The 13,936-nt window shown below is 43.5% G+C and carries 15 protein-coding genes; 11 read left to right on the top strand and 4 right to left on the bottom strand.

Annotated elements, in window-relative coordinates; translation table 11 throughout:
- Positions 1 to 13: 13 nt before the first annotated feature.
- The 5 genes from AWM75_RS04010 to mscL all read left to right on the top strand — a co-directional run bounded on the left by AWM75_RS04010 (position 14) and on the right by mscL (position 3,445).
- Positions 14 to 751 (top strand): tRNA1(Val) (adenine(37)-N6)-methyltransferase, encoded by a 738-nt coding sequence (locus AWM75_RS04010; protein ID WP_067978536.1) that lies wholly within the window; start codon positions 14 to 16, stop codon positions 749 to 751.
- Positions 741 to 1,079: a GIY-YIG nuclease family protein gene (locus AWM75_RS04005; protein ID WP_067978534.1), complete on the top strand. Its 339-nt coding sequence runs from the start codon at positions 741 to 743 to the stop codon at positions 1,077 to 1,079. The genes AWM75_RS04010 and AWM75_RS04005 overlap by 11 nt, the downstream gene beginning before the upstream one ends.
- The gene (gene rsmI, locus AWM75_RS04000; protein WP_067978532.1) at positions 1,069 to 1,944 is read left to right on the top strand and encodes a 16S rRNA (cytidine(1402)-2'-O)-methyltransferase; all 876 of its coding nucleotides are present in this window, start codon (positions 1,069 to 1,071) and stop codon (positions 1,942 to 1,944) included. The genes AWM75_RS04005 and rsmI overlap by 11 nt, the downstream gene beginning before the upstream one ends.
- Positions 1,945 to 1,948: 4 nt before the next feature.
- Positions 1,949 to 2,986: a YdcF family protein gene (locus AWM75_RS03995; protein ID WP_067978530.1), complete on the top strand. Its 1,038-nt coding sequence runs from the start codon at positions 1,949 to 1,951 to the stop codon at positions 2,984 to 2,986.
- Positions 2,987 to 3,052: 66 nt separating this feature from the next.
- Positions 3,053 to 3,445, top strand: a complete 393-nt coding sequence (mscL, locus tag AWM75_RS03990) for a large conductance mechanosensitive channel protein MscL (RefSeq protein WP_067978526.1) — start codon at positions 3,053 to 3,055, stop codon at positions 3,443 to 3,445.
- A gap of 144 nt (positions 3,446 to 3,589) precedes the next feature.
- On the opposite strand, the gene AWM75_RS03985 is transcribed toward mscL, so the two are convergent.
- Positions 3,590 to 4,699, bottom strand: coding sequence for an NAD(P)/FAD-dependent oxidoreductase (locus tag AWM75_RS03985; protein WP_067978523.1), 1,110 nt, complete (start codon positions 4,697 to 4,699; stop codon positions 3,590 to 3,592).
- Positions 4,696 to 5,601 (bottom strand): hypothetical protein, encoded by a 906-nt coding sequence (locus AWM75_RS03980; protein ID WP_067978518.1) that lies wholly within the window; start codon positions 5,599 to 5,601, stop codon positions 4,696 to 4,698. Before AWM75_RS03980 ends, AWM75_RS03985 begins: the two co-directional genes overlap by 4 nt.
- Positions 5,602 to 5,753: 152 nt before the next feature.
- Here AWM75_RS03980 and AWM75_RS03975 point away from each other — a divergent pair, with 152 nt between their 5' ends.
- On the top strand, positions 5,754 to 6,908 hold the full coding sequence (locus AWM75_RS03975) for a pyridoxal phosphate-dependent aminotransferase (protein WP_067978516.1): 1,155 nt from the start codon (positions 5,754 to 5,756) through the stop codon (positions 6,906 to 6,908).
- Between the two features lie 57 nt (positions 6,909 to 6,965).
- On the opposite strand, the gene AWM75_RS03970 is transcribed toward AWM75_RS03975, so the two are convergent.
- Positions 6,966 to 8,345, bottom strand: a complete 1,380-nt coding sequence (locus AWM75_RS03970) for an HD domain-containing protein (protein ID WP_067978513.1) — start codon at positions 8,343 to 8,345, stop codon at positions 6,966 to 6,968.
- A gap of 17 nt (positions 8,346 to 8,362) precedes the next feature.
- Positions 8,363 to 9,208, bottom strand: a complete 846-nt coding sequence (locus AWM75_RS03965; RefSeq protein ID WP_067978510.1) for a lipoate--protein ligase family protein — start codon at positions 9,206 to 9,208, stop codon at positions 8,363 to 8,365.
- Between the two features lie 96 nt (positions 9,209 to 9,304).
- Here AWM75_RS03965 and AWM75_RS03960 point away from each other — a divergent pair, with 96 nt between their 5' ends.
- The 5 genes from AWM75_RS03960 (at position 9,305) to AWM75_RS03940 (ending at position 13,936) form a co-directional block, all read left to right on the top strand.
- On the top strand, positions 9,305 to 9,742 hold the full coding sequence (locus AWM75_RS03960) for a DUF1934 family protein (protein ID WP_067978507.1): 438 nt from the start codon (positions 9,305 to 9,307) through the stop codon (positions 9,740 to 9,742).
- Positions 9,743 to 9,793: 51 nt separating this feature from the next.
- Positions 9,794 to 10,375: a DNA-directed RNA polymerase subunit delta gene (gene rpoE / locus AWM75_RS03955; RefSeq protein WP_067978504.1), complete on the top strand. Its 582-nt coding sequence runs from the start codon at positions 9,794 to 9,796 to the stop codon at positions 10,373 to 10,375.
- Positions 10,376 to 10,560: 185 nt separating this feature from the next.
- Entirely contained in the window at positions 10,561 to 11,415 is an 855-nt protein-coding gene (gene fba / locus AWM75_RS03950; RefSeq protein WP_067978501.1) for a class II fructose-1,6-bisphosphate aldolase, read from the top strand.
- A 223-nt stretch (positions 11,416 to 11,638) separates the two neighbouring features.
- The gene (locus AWM75_RS03945) at positions 11,639 to 12,901 is read left to right on the top strand and encodes a UDP-N-acetylglucosamine 1-carboxyvinyltransferase (protein WP_067978498.1); all 1,263 of its coding nucleotides are present in this window, start codon (positions 11,639 to 11,641) and stop codon (positions 12,899 to 12,901) included.
- A gap of 30 nt (positions 12,902 to 12,931) precedes the next feature.
- Entirely contained in the window at positions 12,932 to 13,936 is a 1,005-nt protein-coding gene (locus AWM75_RS03940) for an NADPH:quinone reductase (RefSeq protein ID WP_067978494.1), read from the top strand.

Genomic DNA, 13,936 nt, shown 5'->3' with positions numbered 1-13,936 from the left:
GGAGGTTCTTGCTATGTTAAAAGCTCGGGAGAGAATAGACCGCTTAATTCCTCAGCAGTTGGATATTATCCAAAGTCCGGAATATTTTACTTTTTCTCTAGATGCCTTGCTACTAGCTGATTTTGCTAAAATTAACAAACGACAAAAACGGATTATTGATTTTTGCACGGGGAATGGTGTGGTACCACTCATTCTTTCACAAGCTTGTTCAGGACAACTTTATGGGGTTGACATCCAGCCAGCTTTAGCTGATATGGCTAGACGGTCAGTAGCCCTTAACCAATTAGAAGACCGGATTAAGATACTTGCAGCTGATATTAATGATTTACCAACTTATTTTGACCAGCAAAGTTTTGATATAGTAACCTGCAACCCACCTTACTTCAAGGTTTATCCAGATTCTCGCCTTAACCCCAATCAGGCCAAGGCCATTGCTCGCCATGAAATCACCATGTCGCTGGCGGATATTTTTAGCCAGGCTCAGTACCTGTTAAAAGAGAAGGGGAAATTATATGTGGTTCACCGACCTGAAAGATTAACCGAATTATTAGTGGCTGGCCAGCACCACCAACTAACCTTAAAGAGAATGAGATTGGTGCAAGCCAAGGTTGATCAAGCTGCCAACACAGTACTCTTGGAATTTATTAAAAGAGGTCAGGATAAGGGCCTGGTTGTGGAACCCACACTAATTAGCCATCTAGCTAATAATGACTATTCCCCAGAAGTGAGGCGGATTTACTATGGCGATTAAATCCCACTATATGTATGTCTTAGCTTGTGCCGATCGGACCCTTTATACTGGCTATACGGTTGACTGGCAAAGACGCGAGCGGGAGCATAATCAAGGGCGAGGTGCCAAATATACCCGGTTAAAGAGTCGACAACCCAGCCGGATGGTCTATGTTCAAGCATTCAGTAGTCGGAGCCTAGCCATGTCAGCCGAGTACCATTTTAAGCAATTGACACGTGCCCAGAAAGAGGATTTTTTATACCAAACAGGCGTGTCTTCCTTAGACCCTTTTAGTAGTCAGCCACCCCTAGTTAAACTTTTAGAGGAGGAAGAGATTGATGGTGACTAATACAGCCGGCCAGTTATATCTGGTCCCGACCCCTATTGGCAACCTGGCCGATATGACCTATCGTGGTGTGGAGGTCCTGAGGTCAGTTGATACTATCCTGGCAGAGGATACCCGCCATAGTCAAAAACTGCTTAATCATTTTGAGATTGATACCCATCAGGAAAGCTACCACCAACATAATAGCCAGCAAAAAATTAGCCAGGTTATTCCACGCTTGTTAGCAGGAGAGAGTTTTGCCCAGGTATCAGATGCTGGCATGCCTGCTATATCAGATCCGGGTGCTGACTTAGTAGCTGCTTGTATCCAAGCTGGTATTCAAGTGATTCCCTTACCTGGCGCTAATGCTGGCCTGACTGGTTTAATTGCTTCAGGCTTACCAACAACATCCTTTACCTTTTTGGGTTTTCCACCACGAAAAAGCAAAGAGCGTAATCATTTCTTCAATCAAGCTGCGCTTTTACCGACCACAGTTATTCTATATGAATCGCCTTATCGCTTGAAGGATACCCTGGCTGACCTGCTGGCCTACTATCCAGCTGACACCCGTCTAGTAGTGGTGAGAGAGCTTACAAAAAAATTTGAGGAATTCAAACGCGGCAGCTTAAGTGAGCTAGTGGCTTATTACCAAGAACAAGGTCAGATTAAGGGAGAAATTTGTATCATAATTGAAGCCAACCAAGCAGAAATTGCCAGTAGCCACTCCGATCAAGTCAATCAAGAGCTCTTGGCCAAATTAGCTTATGCTGACCAAGTGGACTATTGGATTGACCAGGAGGGATTAACGAGTAAAGCAGCCATTAAGCATGTGGCTAAAGCTAACCAGGTGAATAAGCAAGAGGTCTACCGGGCCTACCACGAAAGGTAAGCCTATGCTGTACTTAATTGGTCTAGCCCTATTATTGATGGCAATTTTACTTTTTATCATTGCCCCGCGAAATTTATGGGATACAATTATTATGATGGCTGCCGTGGTAGTTTTAGTTATTGCTATTCTAACTGACGGGCGGGTGGCCCAAGTTAGCATGATTAGGCATCTACTACTGGCTTTGAGACTAATGGCCCAGTATGTCGCGCCTATTTTTGCCTTAGTAGTAGGTCTCGTCGCTTGGTTGCATAGTTTTCGCCTCTACAGCCAAGAAAAAAATAAATTACAATTTAGTTTGGGTCTTGGCTTGGCAACAGTTTTAATTTTCTCTGCCTTGTACCAATATTTATTGATTTATTTTTTTCCTAATCGTTTAGCCTCTACTTTTTTAGGTATCAGTCAATTTATCATGATGTATTATTTGCTACTGTTTATTAATTATTTAGTTGTTACCTTACGTTTGAATATTCTTGCTGATGAGGGACGCCAGGATTATCTGATAGTTTTGGGGTTGCGCTTGTTGACTGACGGCCAATTATCATCAAGCTTAATAAAACGCCTCAATATGGTGAAGCAATATGTCGACCACCAATATTTTTTGTATGGCCAGGCACCTATTGTGATTACTTCTGGCTGGTCTTACGATGGCCAACAAATTACTGAAGCACAAGCGATGAAGGATTATTTAGTCGCTCGTGGCTTAGATAGCCAAGGGATTTGGTTAGAGGACCAGGCCAAAAACACTCATGAGAATTTTACGCTATCTAAGCGTTTAATTATGACCCACGATAAGCGACCACTTGATTCTATTAAAGGCGTTTTTGTGACCTCGTCTTACCACCTCTATCGGGGGCAGCTCTATGCTAATATGGTAGGTATGTATCACTTTAGTGGTATCGGTGCGCCGAGTTTACTTTTAGATGGCTTATTAGCTGGTATGCGAGAGTATGTGGCTATTTTATTTATGCATCGCAAGTTACATATGGTAATGACCCTAGTAATGGCTGGCTTAGCTATCATTACCTACCACCACTTTGTCTAGACTGAATACTTGCCTGCTTGGTCATTTTTTGCTTTAATTATTGATGGGAAGGAGAGGAATGAATTTATGTTAGAAGATTTTAAAAATTTTATAGCTAAGGGTAATGTTATGGATATGGCGATTGGGGTTGTCATGGCGAGTGCTTTTACAGCTATCGTAAACTCTCTAGTCGATGATATTATTATGCCTTTTATTGGCCTTATTATGGGAGATACCGATTTTACTAATATTGTGCTCAATATAGCTGGCGCTGAAATTGGTATCGGTAACTTTATTCAAGCAGTTGTGACTTTTTTAATTATTGCTATTGTATTATTCTTTGTTATACGCTCTGTGGCTGCTTTCAAGAACAAGTTTGATAAGGCTGAAGAAGTTGAAGAAGATGATAAGCCAAGTGCCGAAGAACTATTGGCAGAAATTCGCGATGAGCTACGGAAAAATAGACTAAACCAAAATTAGTCAAAGAGAGTTGACCTGCTGAGCATCACTTAGACAAAATGATTGGTGCCCGATTATTTGATAAGTTTTGCATAGTTTAAAGGACCTGTGACTTCAGTCGCAGGTCCTTGTTTTTATATTCTCTATTATTAGTTGCTTAGAGTGCTAGGTATGTTTAACATAACGTGCTACTGGATAGTCATTCGGATCAAGCATGAGGGGTTCGCCTTGAACCATTTGACTAAGTTGATGGCCAATGAGTGGGCCGGTAGTTAAGCCGCTTGAACCTAAGCCTGAAGCAACGAGGACGTGGCTTTGTAGGTTGAGTGGTCCGTAGAAGGGCGCAAAATCAGATGTATAAGCCCTCGTGCCCACCTTGATTTGCTGATAACTGGCTCGGTCTAAGTCAGCTAATAACTGGTTGGCGGTATTAATGATTTCATTAAGAGCTTGAGGGTCTGGCTTCAGGTCAAAAGCTTGGTCATTTTCATGACTAGCACCAACATAGATTTGCTCTTGTTGGTGAGGGATAATGTCTCCTTCTCCTTCAGGCATGATGAGTGGCCAGTTGCTAATCTCCTGATGCAATTGGTAAACAGCTAGTTGCCCTTTTTGACCGCGAACATCAGCTTGGTAGCCCAGGGGCTGCAAGAGTTGCCCTAACCAAGCGCCGCTGGCTAAAATAATGCGGTCATAGTCAGGGTGATTGGCTAGCTGGATTTTACCCTGGTTATCTCGTGCTAAGCTAATTTGCTCCTGGTAGATTTTAAGCCCCTTGGTTTGGCTAGCGGCTTGCAGGTCTCGGCAAAGGCCTTGACCATCGACGACAGCAGCGCCACTGGAAATTTCAATCAGGTCCTGGTTGTATCGCCAACCAGCTAGGACTTCCTTTTGCTGGTCTGGTGTGAGTCGACGGATTTCACCAATTAAAGGGGCTTGTTCCCGCCGTGATTGGGCCAATTCGATTAATTCTGGGATTAGGTGGGCACGATTTTTTAGGAGCCAGGCTTTCTTGCTTTGATAAGCCAGACTCTTTTGGCCAGCTTGTAACAAGTCGGCCATCAACTGTGGGTAGAAATGGGCGCCTTGGTTGGCTAAACGATACCAAGCTTGGTTACGTCGTTTGGAAAACCAAGGACAGATAATACCAGCAGCAGCTTTGGTTGCTTGCCCTTCCCCCCAATCATAGAGGCTTACTTGATAGTCAGGTCTTTGGCTCAGGTAAAAGGCTGCTGTAGAACCAACAATGCCACCACCAATTATGGCTATTTTCATTGTTTATCCTCCTGGTCATCTTTTTTTGCTGTATTAGTTTGCTGGTGAATATTTTTTCTGCTTACCAGTGGTGAACGGAAGAGCAGGGTTTGCCAGAGATTAGTTTGACCCTGATCAGAATGGCTATCAGTTACCAGCTGGCTTTCCGATGTATCGGTATCTGGGTCATTTGGTCGCTTGAAGATACTGGTTTGGTCTTCTTGCCAACCCAGGCGGGTCAATATTTTATAAGCTATGCCTGTTACTAAGGCAAAAGTAAAAACTAGCCAGACTGGCAACTTAATCATAAAGACATGATATTGTAGTGCCAGGTAAGGCAGTACTAGGCCAGCGACTAGGGCAAAACAGGCAATCGCCAAAGCTTGCCAGGCTGAGCGCGGCGTCTGGTCTCTAAAGGCCTTTTGTCGGCGGTAGCGAATAAAAAAGAAGCTAGCTGTCAGTAAAAGTAAAATTTGCAAAGGCCAGCCTAGAATAGAAAAAGCAACTGGCATATTGAGGCCGCTGCTGAGGGACCGATAGTAGATACTCCCTCTTAAAAATTCAAAGATAGCTACTATGCTTAGGGACAGCATGATATAGATAAAGATATATAAATGATAGGCAGAGAGGTCGTCGCTATAACGGGCAGCTGCTACTGATTGAATAAAATACTGGCTGTATTGGTGACCAGATTGGCCAAGATATTTTTCGGGAGCTACTTTAGCTTGGTCGGCAGCTTCTAGCTGTGTGATTAACCGCTGTAGGCCTTGCTCAACAGCCAAGTTTGCTTCAACTGAGGTATAAACAATAAATTGGACATCCGCGTAGAAAGCTTGGCTAGTAGGGCTAAGCTTTTGCAGGCGGTCTTGGTTAGCTTGGTTGAGTAAACTAGCAGGGTCATCCATTTTAAAAATTTGGGCCATGATTTGGCCTCCTTTCACGACTAACAATTACTTCATATTTATTCTAGCGAATATTTAACCAACTGGCTAGCATGTAGGTAAATAAGGGCTAGCCAAATTTATTTTGCTAGCCTATACTAGATAGTAATTAAAACTAGAAAGAGGCGCTAACCATGACCAACAAACGTTTAGCTAACATCGGGCCATCCTTAATCCGTTCTTTGGATGAGAAATTTTCACAAATTGATGGGATCATTAAGTTTACACTAGGGGAGCCGGATTTTGCCATGCCTGATCGAGCCAAGGAAGCGATGAAGGCCGCTATTGATCAAGATTACTCTCATTATGCCCATTCAGCTGGGACGCCAGGTTTGCGTCAAGCTTTTGCCAACCATTTTGAGCGCCATCATGGTGTTGAATTGAACCCCGACCAGGTTCTAGTAACAGTTGGTGCCACTGAAGGGATTTATGCTAGCCTAACGACCCTGTTAAATGAGGGTGACCAAGTCCTGGTGCCAGCGCCATGTTTTCCGCTCTATCATTTAGCTGTTAATCTAGCTGGCGGAGAAGTAGTTTCCCTAGATACCCAAGCTAGCAACTTTAAGGTTACGCCTAGTCAATTGGAGAGTTATCTTAGTCAGTATCCGCATATAAAGGCAATTATTCTCAACTTTCCATCTAATCCGACCGGCGCAACCTATTCGGCAGCAGAAATTCAGGCCCTAGCCCAAGTGGTTGAAAAATATCCCGATCTTTATGTGATTTCGGATGAAATCTATGCCGACCTTGTTTATGGTATCAGCCATGTTTCTTTCTTGAATTATCTACCGGAACAGACTATCTTATTATCAGGCGCCTCTAAGTCTTTTGCGATGACCGGCTTGCGAGTAGGTATTATGTACCTACCTAAAGATATCTATCAGGCAACTTTTGCTGTCCACCAAGTCATGGTGACTTGTGTGGCAACGCCTAATCAAATGGCTGCTGAGGTGGCCTATAATGAGTGTGATGAGGATTTGGAAGCTATGCGCTTAGCCTATCAAGACCGGCTAAATCGTCTTCAATCTGGCTTAGAAGAAATAGGCTTTGAAGTGGGCAATCCTCAAGGCGCTTTTTACATCTTCCCCAAGGTACCGGTCCAATTAGGTATGGATGATGTTGAATTTGCCTATGATTTGGCAGAAAAAGCACGGGTAGCAGTGATACCTGGTCAAGCCTTTGGACCAGCTGGTAAAGGTTATTTCCGCATGTCTTTTGCAACGTCTTATGATGAAATTGTTGAAGCCTTAGACCGGATGGCTTCATATATGTCAGAAAAATTAAAATAATAAAAAGCAGCTCGTTACGGATTTAATTGCCGCAACGAGCTGCTTTTTTGGTCGTATTTATCTTTGTTCTGGCGGTACGGCTTGTATGGTCCCATTTTCAACCATGCCATGGATTTGATCGAGCAAGGGTTGGAAGAGATTGACTCGGCCCTGGTTTTTACCTGGGTAGAGCTCGCTGGGAAAATGTAGCCGGTTATCACCACGAACCTGGCCAGTCAAGGCAGCTACCAAATGAGAACATTGGGAGAGCTCGATTAAATTACCATTTTTTTCAAGCAGGGTAATTTCGGTACGTGGCCGTTTAGACCGAGGTCGGTAGAAATCATAAGGTAAATCTAAGGACCTAGTAATTGCAGTATAATATTTGGGCTGGTAACCCAGATCTGCAACATAACCGGTTAATTGATTAATTAAAGCTTGGTCTTGGTCAGGTTTAAAACTGACTGACTTAAAGGGTTGGCGGTTAATAAAGCGCCGCGTTAAATCACATAGAATGGCATCATCTGAGCTAGCTAGCCACTGAGCTAAATAGGTGGCTAAGATACTATCATCCAAGCGTAAATAATCACTGAGTTGCCACTCATCTGTAAAGAAAGGCACCAGGAAAGGGGATTGGCGCTTGAAATATTTAGGATTATCTTGATAGAGGTCCCGAGCCCGCTGCAAGCAGGCCGCTAACAGGGCCTCCATGCTACGGGAAACAGGATGGAAATAGACCTGCATATACATTTGATAACGACTAACGATGTAGTCTTCCACTGCATGCATGCCAGCATAGTTAAAGATAACGCCCTTTTTCGCTGGCCTTATTACGCGTAAAATACGCGTTAAATCGAAAGTACCGTAATGGGTACCCGTATAGTAAGAATCTCTGAGCAAATAATCCATACGATCGGCATCGATTTGGCTAGAGATGAGTTGGACAACTTGGGGATTGTCATAAGTTTTATCAATAACAGCGGCAACCTTGCTAGGGAAGTCGGGACTGATACCAGCTAAAATTTGGTGGACCTCGGTATCCTCTGACAGGATAATATTAATCGTAACCTGTTCGTGGTCAGTAGCAAATATTTTTTCAAAAGTATGAGAGAAAGCCCCATGGCCAATGTCATGGAGGAGAGCAGCACAAAGTACTAATAAGCGTTCTCTATCATCCCAACCGCCGTCACCAGGAGATTGACTGGGATAATTACGCACGAATTTATCACAAATTCGTCTGGCAATTTCATAGACACCTAGAGAGTGGCCAAAGCGTGAATGTTCGGCACCATGAAAGGTATAGGCGCTGGTCCCTAATTGTTTGATCCGGCGTAGCCGCTGCATTTCTGAGCTATTAATGAGGTCTAAAATGACTTGGTGTTGGATGTGAATATAATCGTGGACAGGGTCGCGGAAAACTTTCTCTGGTATGGTTTTCGAGGCATTTTTAATACTCATAGGTTATCACCTTTTGGCTATTTATTTTGCGTTAAAAAGTCCTGGTTGCGGCTTTTGATGCGCTCATATTCAGTCTGATAGTCAAGGTCACTGCTGGCTAGTTGGATTACATGGATATCCAATGCTTGGCTGATGCTAGCAATAATTGCTTGCTTGATGCTAGCCAATTGACCAAGGTCGGGAATGACCGAATCTACTGTCCGCATAACAGCGGGATCAACATCAGGATAGTGATGCTTGGTTTCTTCTCCCTTTTTGGCTGCCAGGTAAAAATCATGAATGAGTTGGGCACGTTGATCCTGGTTACCCTCGATAGACAAGTAGACAAAAATACCAACCGCTTGGCCTATCCGTCTTTGGGCTTGACCGGCTATCTTTTTGCCAGCTAGCGATAGGTCAAAGCTGCCTGGACAGTATGATTGTGGGACTTCTTGGCTAATTACTTTAAATCCGTAAGGCGCAAAAACCTGGTCTAAGACTTGTGTCATGACTTGGTAAGCTTGGTCGATTAAGAGGCGGTCTTTTGCTGGCTTGACAATTAGGGTAAAATTCAGAATGCCTGGATCGCTGACAACTGCTAGCCCACCTGCAGAGCGAATGGTGGGCTGGTAGCCTGTCTGGCGGATAAGTTGGAGGCCATCTGCTAGATAGGGTAATCTGGCATCCATCATCCCTAGGTAAACAGTTGGGTCGGTTGGCCAAAAATGTAGGGCTAGATCAAAATCGGCTTGCCCACTGTTAAGTGCTTTCATCAGGGCATCAGCGACGGCGAAGGGTTGGAAAAAGTTTCCTGCCTCTATGTACTCGTCAATGAGGGCGAGACGGTAAGTTTTCTGGTCAGGATAAAGGGCCTTGAGTTCCATAAATAGCCACCTTTCTATTCCTTCCTAGTATAGCATAATTGCCTATCTCTGTAATGATTTGGTACAATGAGCTTGATTAGGCGAGAGGGGGATTACATGCCCAATAAACAAACAGTACAATTAAATATCGAAAGCCGCATCAGCCAGGATGAAGATAATCAGTTAATAGCAAGTGAAAGCATGGCTGAGGTTTTTAATTTGGGTAGCAAATTTTTTATCGACTACCAAGAAGAGATAGATGGTCAGGTCGTAGCAGTTCGGATTAAGGTTGATTTAGACCAAGGCCAGGTCCTCATAAAAAGAGAGGGGCAAGCGGTGTCTGCTCGGATTCCCCTAATACTTAATCGTGATAGTTTAGTCTATTACCGGCTGCCTGGCCTACCCCAATTAGAAATGATTGCCCATATGCAAACATTGGCTGGTAACTTGACCAAGAATCGAGGTCAGCTTAAGTTGTATTACCAGCTTAGGGACCAGACCGGCGAGATTGGCCAGTATGAGATTATATTGCAATATCAGGCAGGTTTAGTGTAAGATAAATAGGTTATAGAGCCGTAATAATTAGTAAATGAAAGGTTGATTGGTGTGAAATTACCCCGTTTAGACAAGCAAAATAAAAAGCAAATTTCCATGGTGGAAGTTGCCTATGAAATATTACGTGAAACTGGCCAAGTCCATGCCTTCGAGGATTTACTAGCTAGTGTGCAAGACTATCTAGGTATGTCTCAGGCAGAGTTAGAAGATAAGATGGCAGTTTTCTATACAGAACTAAATGCTGATGGGTCTTTTATCTCAGTCGGTGAGAACCGCTGGGCCTTACGGGCATGGTACCCGATTGACGCTATCAATGAAGAAATTGTGTCAAGTATAGACGATGATGAGATTAAATCTAAACATAAGAGTCGCAAGAGAACTAACGTCTTCTCCACTGACGACGATGATATGATCGACTACAATTCTGACGACCCTGAAGATGAAGATTTAACGGTTGATGATGATCTTTATGACGATGATGAAGATGGTGAAGAGGAAGAAGATGCTGAACTGCGCGATTATGCTTCAGACCTTGGCGAATTAGGTGATGAAGAAGCTGACGATGATGCTATTGAAGACCAACTTCATGAAATCGATGAAGACGACTTGGATGACGATGAAGACGATTTTTAGATATAGCTAATAACTAGGTGGCCGGATTTTGTCCAGCCGCCGTTTTTTTTAGCCCAGCAGTCACTAAAATTGGAATTTTTGCCCTTAACTATGCAATTTTTACCCCTCAGTAGCTTTTTTTATGAAAATGAGTTATGATGACCTTGTAAAGGCTTTATTATTATAAAAGTAATGGAGGAAATATAATGGCTCTAGTAAATATGGTCGATATGTTAGAAAAGGCCCGTAAAGAACACTATGCTGTGGCTCAATTAAATATCAATAACTTAGAATGGACCCAAGCAGTTCTAGAAGCAGCGCAAGCAGAAAATTCACCAGTGATTCTAGGTGTGTCTGAAGGTGCTGGTAAATATATGGGTGGCCCAGAAGTTGTTGCCGCTATGGTAAAACAATTGCTTGAAAACATGGAGATTACTGTGCCAGTTGCCTTGCACTTAGACCACGGTTCAAGTTTTGATGCTTGTAAGCGTGCGATTGATGCTGGTTATACTAGTGTAATGATTGATATGTCACACCACCCAATTGATGACAATATTGCTGTGACCAAGCAAGTGGTTGATTATGCCCACGAACGTGGCGCCTCTGTCGAAGCTGAAATTGGTACAGTTGGTGGTACTGAAGATGGTGTGACTGGTGGTATTCAATATGCTGATCCTCAAGAGTGTCTACGCTTAACTAAGGAAGCCGGTATTGATGCTTTAGCAGCAGCCCTAGGTTCAGTCCATGGCCCTTATCAAGGTGAGCCTGTTTTAGGTTTTGATGAAATGCAAGAAATTGCTGATTTAACACAAATGCCACTAGTCCTACATGGTGGTTCAGGTATTCCAGCAGATCAAATTAAGAAGGCTATTCAACGTGGCCATGCTAAGATTAATGTGAATACTGAATTACAACAGGTCTTCACAGCTGCAACCCGCGAATTATTAGACGAAAACAAAGAAGTTTATGATCCACGTAAGGTATTAGCACCTGGTAAAGCTGCCATTGTTGAAACAGCTCGTAAAACTTTACAAGGCTTTGGATCTAGCGGTAAAGCATAAAATTAATTTTGTTAATAACTTTTTAGCCCTGAGCTCGGCTCGGGGTTTTTTTAGCTTTAAAATATTTAAAAGTAACTAAAGAAAAGCTGAATTTTAAATTGAAGCTAGGGCTCCCATTGAATACAAGCGCTTAAGTTGGTTATAATAAGGTGGGACAAAATTTATATTTTATTAAACAAATATAAAAATTAGAAAATACAGCAGGCAGAGAAGGGATATGTAGATGAAGAAGTTTATTGTTAATGGGGGGCAACCACTTGCAGGGACAGTTAAGGTATCTGGAGCTAAAAATTCAACGGTTGCCTTAATCCCAGCTGCTATTATGGCAGATTCCCCAGTTATTTTGGAAGGTGTGCCGGATATTTCAGATGTGCAAGCCTTAATTCAAATTTTGCGAGACTTTAATGTGATAGTCAGTTTTGAGGACAATATCTTAACGATTGATCCTCGTAATATTGTGAATAAACCGATGGCAACCGGTATTATTCAAAGTTTTAGGGCTTCCTACTATTTCATGGGTGCGCTCTTGAGCCGATTTGGTGAGGGTTTAGTGGGGCTACCAGGTGGATGTAATCTTGGTCCCCGGCCCGTGGATCTTCATGTTAAGGGCTTTGAAGCCTTAGGGGCTAAAGTGACTAATGAGCAAGGCGCCTTGCACTTAGTGACTACGGACCAAGGGCTTAAGGGAGCGACTATTTTCCTTGATATGGTTTCAGTAGGAGCGACCATTAATATTATGTTGGGGGCTGTGCGCGCTCCGGGACAAACTGTTATTGAGAACGCGGCTTGCGAACCAGAAATTGTTGATGTGGCTAACCTGTTGACAAAAATGGGCGCAAATATCAAGGGGGCTGGCACGCCCACTATTCGTATTGAAGGCGTTGACCAATTACATGGGACAACCCACCAGGTTATTCCTGACCGCATTGAGGCGGGCACTTATTTAACCGCTGCAGCAGCTATGGGCCAAGGGGTCCGCGTTGAGAATATTATTTATGAGCATATAGAAGGTTTTATTGCTAAATTGAGACAAATGGGCCTTAAGTTAGATATCTATGAAGAATCTATTTATGTCCATCCGCGTCCAGATCGCCTGGAGATGGTTAATATCTTAACCATGCCTTATCCAGGTTTTGCGACTGACCTCCAGCAACCCATTACACCGCTCCTATTACTAGCAGAGGGACGGGGCACCATAGAAGACACGATTTATCCTAAACGAGTCAACCATATTCCTGAATTGCAACGCATGGGGGCTAGAGCGAGTGTGGTAAATGACCGTATTCAAATCGAAGGTCCTAACCAACTAACAGGCGCCCAAGTTACAGCTTCTGATTTACGGGCAGGAGCCTGTCTGGTTACTGCAGCTTTAATGGCTGAAGGGCAGTCAACTATTTATGGGGTAGAGAATATTTTACGTGGTTATGATCATATTATTGATAAGTTTAAGTCACTAGGTGCCGATATCCAGTTGGTGAGTGAATAGATTAAATAAGTGAGGGAGGAGATTATCTTCATGGTAAACCAGATGCAGGCCATCCAAATTAATCAATTTGGTGATACCAGTCAAGTGTTAGAGCTAGCGACCACGGATTTACCTAGTCCTGGTCCCAGCCAGGTGCTAGTTGCCTTAGCTTATGCAGGGGTTAATCCTAATGATACTTATGTTCGGACTGGTCAATATGGACTCTACCAGCCTAAACTGCCCTATACACCTGGATTTGATGGCGTAGGACGGGTTCAAGCTGTGGGTAGCAATGTTGACAAGTGGCAGCCTGGTGACCGTGTCCAAGTCTTCTCTTTTAACCACTTAGACCAACAGACAGGGACTTATGCCCATTACTGCTTGGTTGACCAAAATTCTGTGTGGCCTCTGCCTGATCAAGTTTCTTTTCAGGCTGGCGGAGCCTTGGGCATTCCTAGCTTGGTAGCCTATCAAGCAGTTTGCTTAAGGGGACAGGCTAAGGCTGGCGAACGCATTCTAATTCATGGTGGTAGCGGTGCTGTAGGCAGTTTTGCCATTCAATATGCTAAAATATTGGGCGGCCAGGTCCTAGCAAGCTCTAGTAACAGCCAGTCTCGCCAAGATTTACTTAGGCTTGGCGCTGACCAGGCTATTGATCATATTAGCCTTGACCAGGTAGACCAAGCTATTGATCAATATGGTCACTTTGATTTGATTATTGAAATGTTAGCTGACCAAAATATGGAGACCGACCTCCGCCTCTTAGCTCCGTTCGGACGTCTGGTTGTTGTGGGGGCGCGTGGACAGGTTAAGATATCACCACGCCAAATTTTGGCCAAGGAGCTAGATGTGCTTGGCGTAGCCCTACCCAATCTTAGCGATCAAACGCTCGATGCTATGCAAAATCAAATTAATGATTGGTTGATTCAGGGGCGGGTGGTCCCTCAGGTTAGTCAAGTTTTTCCGCTTAATCAAGCTCGCCAAGCCCAAGATGCGGTCCTAGAGTCAAAACCAGTGGGTAAGATCATAATCGCTATTGATGAGGATTTGTCGTAA

Origin of the sequence: Aerococcus urinaehominis, from assembly GCF_001543245.1 — a bacterium.
Lineage (GTDB): Bacteria > Bacillota > Bacilli > Lactobacillales > Aerococcaceae > Aerococcus > Aerococcus urinaehominis.
The sequence above is the reverse complement of the archived record's forward strand: the minus strand, read 5'-3'. Positions and strand labels throughout refer to the sequence as shown.

Excerpts from the sequence above, each read along its gene's own strand:
- AWM75_RS04010 (WP_067978536.1), top strand. The coding sequence starts at position 14 with ATGTTAAAAGCTCGGGAGAGAATAGACCGCTTAATTCCTCAGCAGTTG.
- AWM75_RS04005 (WP_067978534.1), top strand. The coding sequence starts at position 741 with ATGGCGATTAAATCCCACTATATGTATGTCTTAGCTTGTGCCGATCGG.
- rsmI (WP_067978532.1), top strand. The coding sequence starts at position 1,069 with ATGGTGACTAATACAGCCGGCCAGTTATATCTGGTCCCGACCCCTATT.
- AWM75_RS03995 (WP_067978530.1), top strand. The coding sequence starts at position 1,949 with ATGCTGTACTTAATTGGTCTAGCCCTATTATTGATGGCAATTTTACTT.
- mscL (WP_067978526.1), top strand. The coding sequence starts at position 3,053 with ATGTTAGAAGATTTTAAAAATTTTATAGCTAAGGGTAATGTTATGGAT.
- AWM75_RS03985 (WP_067978523.1), bottom strand. The coding sequence starts at position 4,699 with ATGAAAATAGCCATAATTGGTGGTGGCATTGTTGGTTCTACAGCAGCC.
- AWM75_RS03980 (WP_067978518.1), bottom strand. The coding sequence starts at position 5,601 with ATGGCCCAAATTTTTAAAATGGATGACCCTGCTAGTTTACTCAACCAA.
- AWM75_RS03975 (WP_067978516.1), top strand. The coding sequence starts at position 5,754 with ATGACCAACAAACGTTTAGCTAACATCGGGCCATCCTTAATCCGTTCT.
- AWM75_RS03970 (WP_067978513.1), bottom strand. The coding sequence starts at position 8,345 with ATGAGTATTAAAAATGCCTCGAAAACCATACCAGAGAAAGTTTTCCGC.
- AWM75_RS03965 (WP_067978510.1), bottom strand. The coding sequence starts at position 9,208 with ATGGAACTCAAGGCCCTTTATCCTGACCAGAAAACTTACCGTCTCGCC.
- AWM75_RS03960 (WP_067978507.1), top strand. The coding sequence starts at position 9,305 with ATGCCCAATAAACAAACAGTACAATTAAATATCGAAAGCCGCATCAGC.
- fba (WP_067978501.1), top strand. The coding sequence starts at position 10,561 with ATGGCTCTAGTAAATATGGTCGATATGTTAGAAAAGGCCCGTAAAGAA.
- AWM75_RS03945 (WP_067978498.1), top strand. The coding sequence starts at position 11,639 with ATGAAGAAGTTTATTGTTAATGGGGGGCAACCACTTGCAGGGACAGTT.
- AWM75_RS03940 (WP_067978494.1), top strand. The coding sequence starts at position 12,932 with ATGGTAAACCAGATGCAGGCCATCCAAATTAATCAATTTGGTGATACC.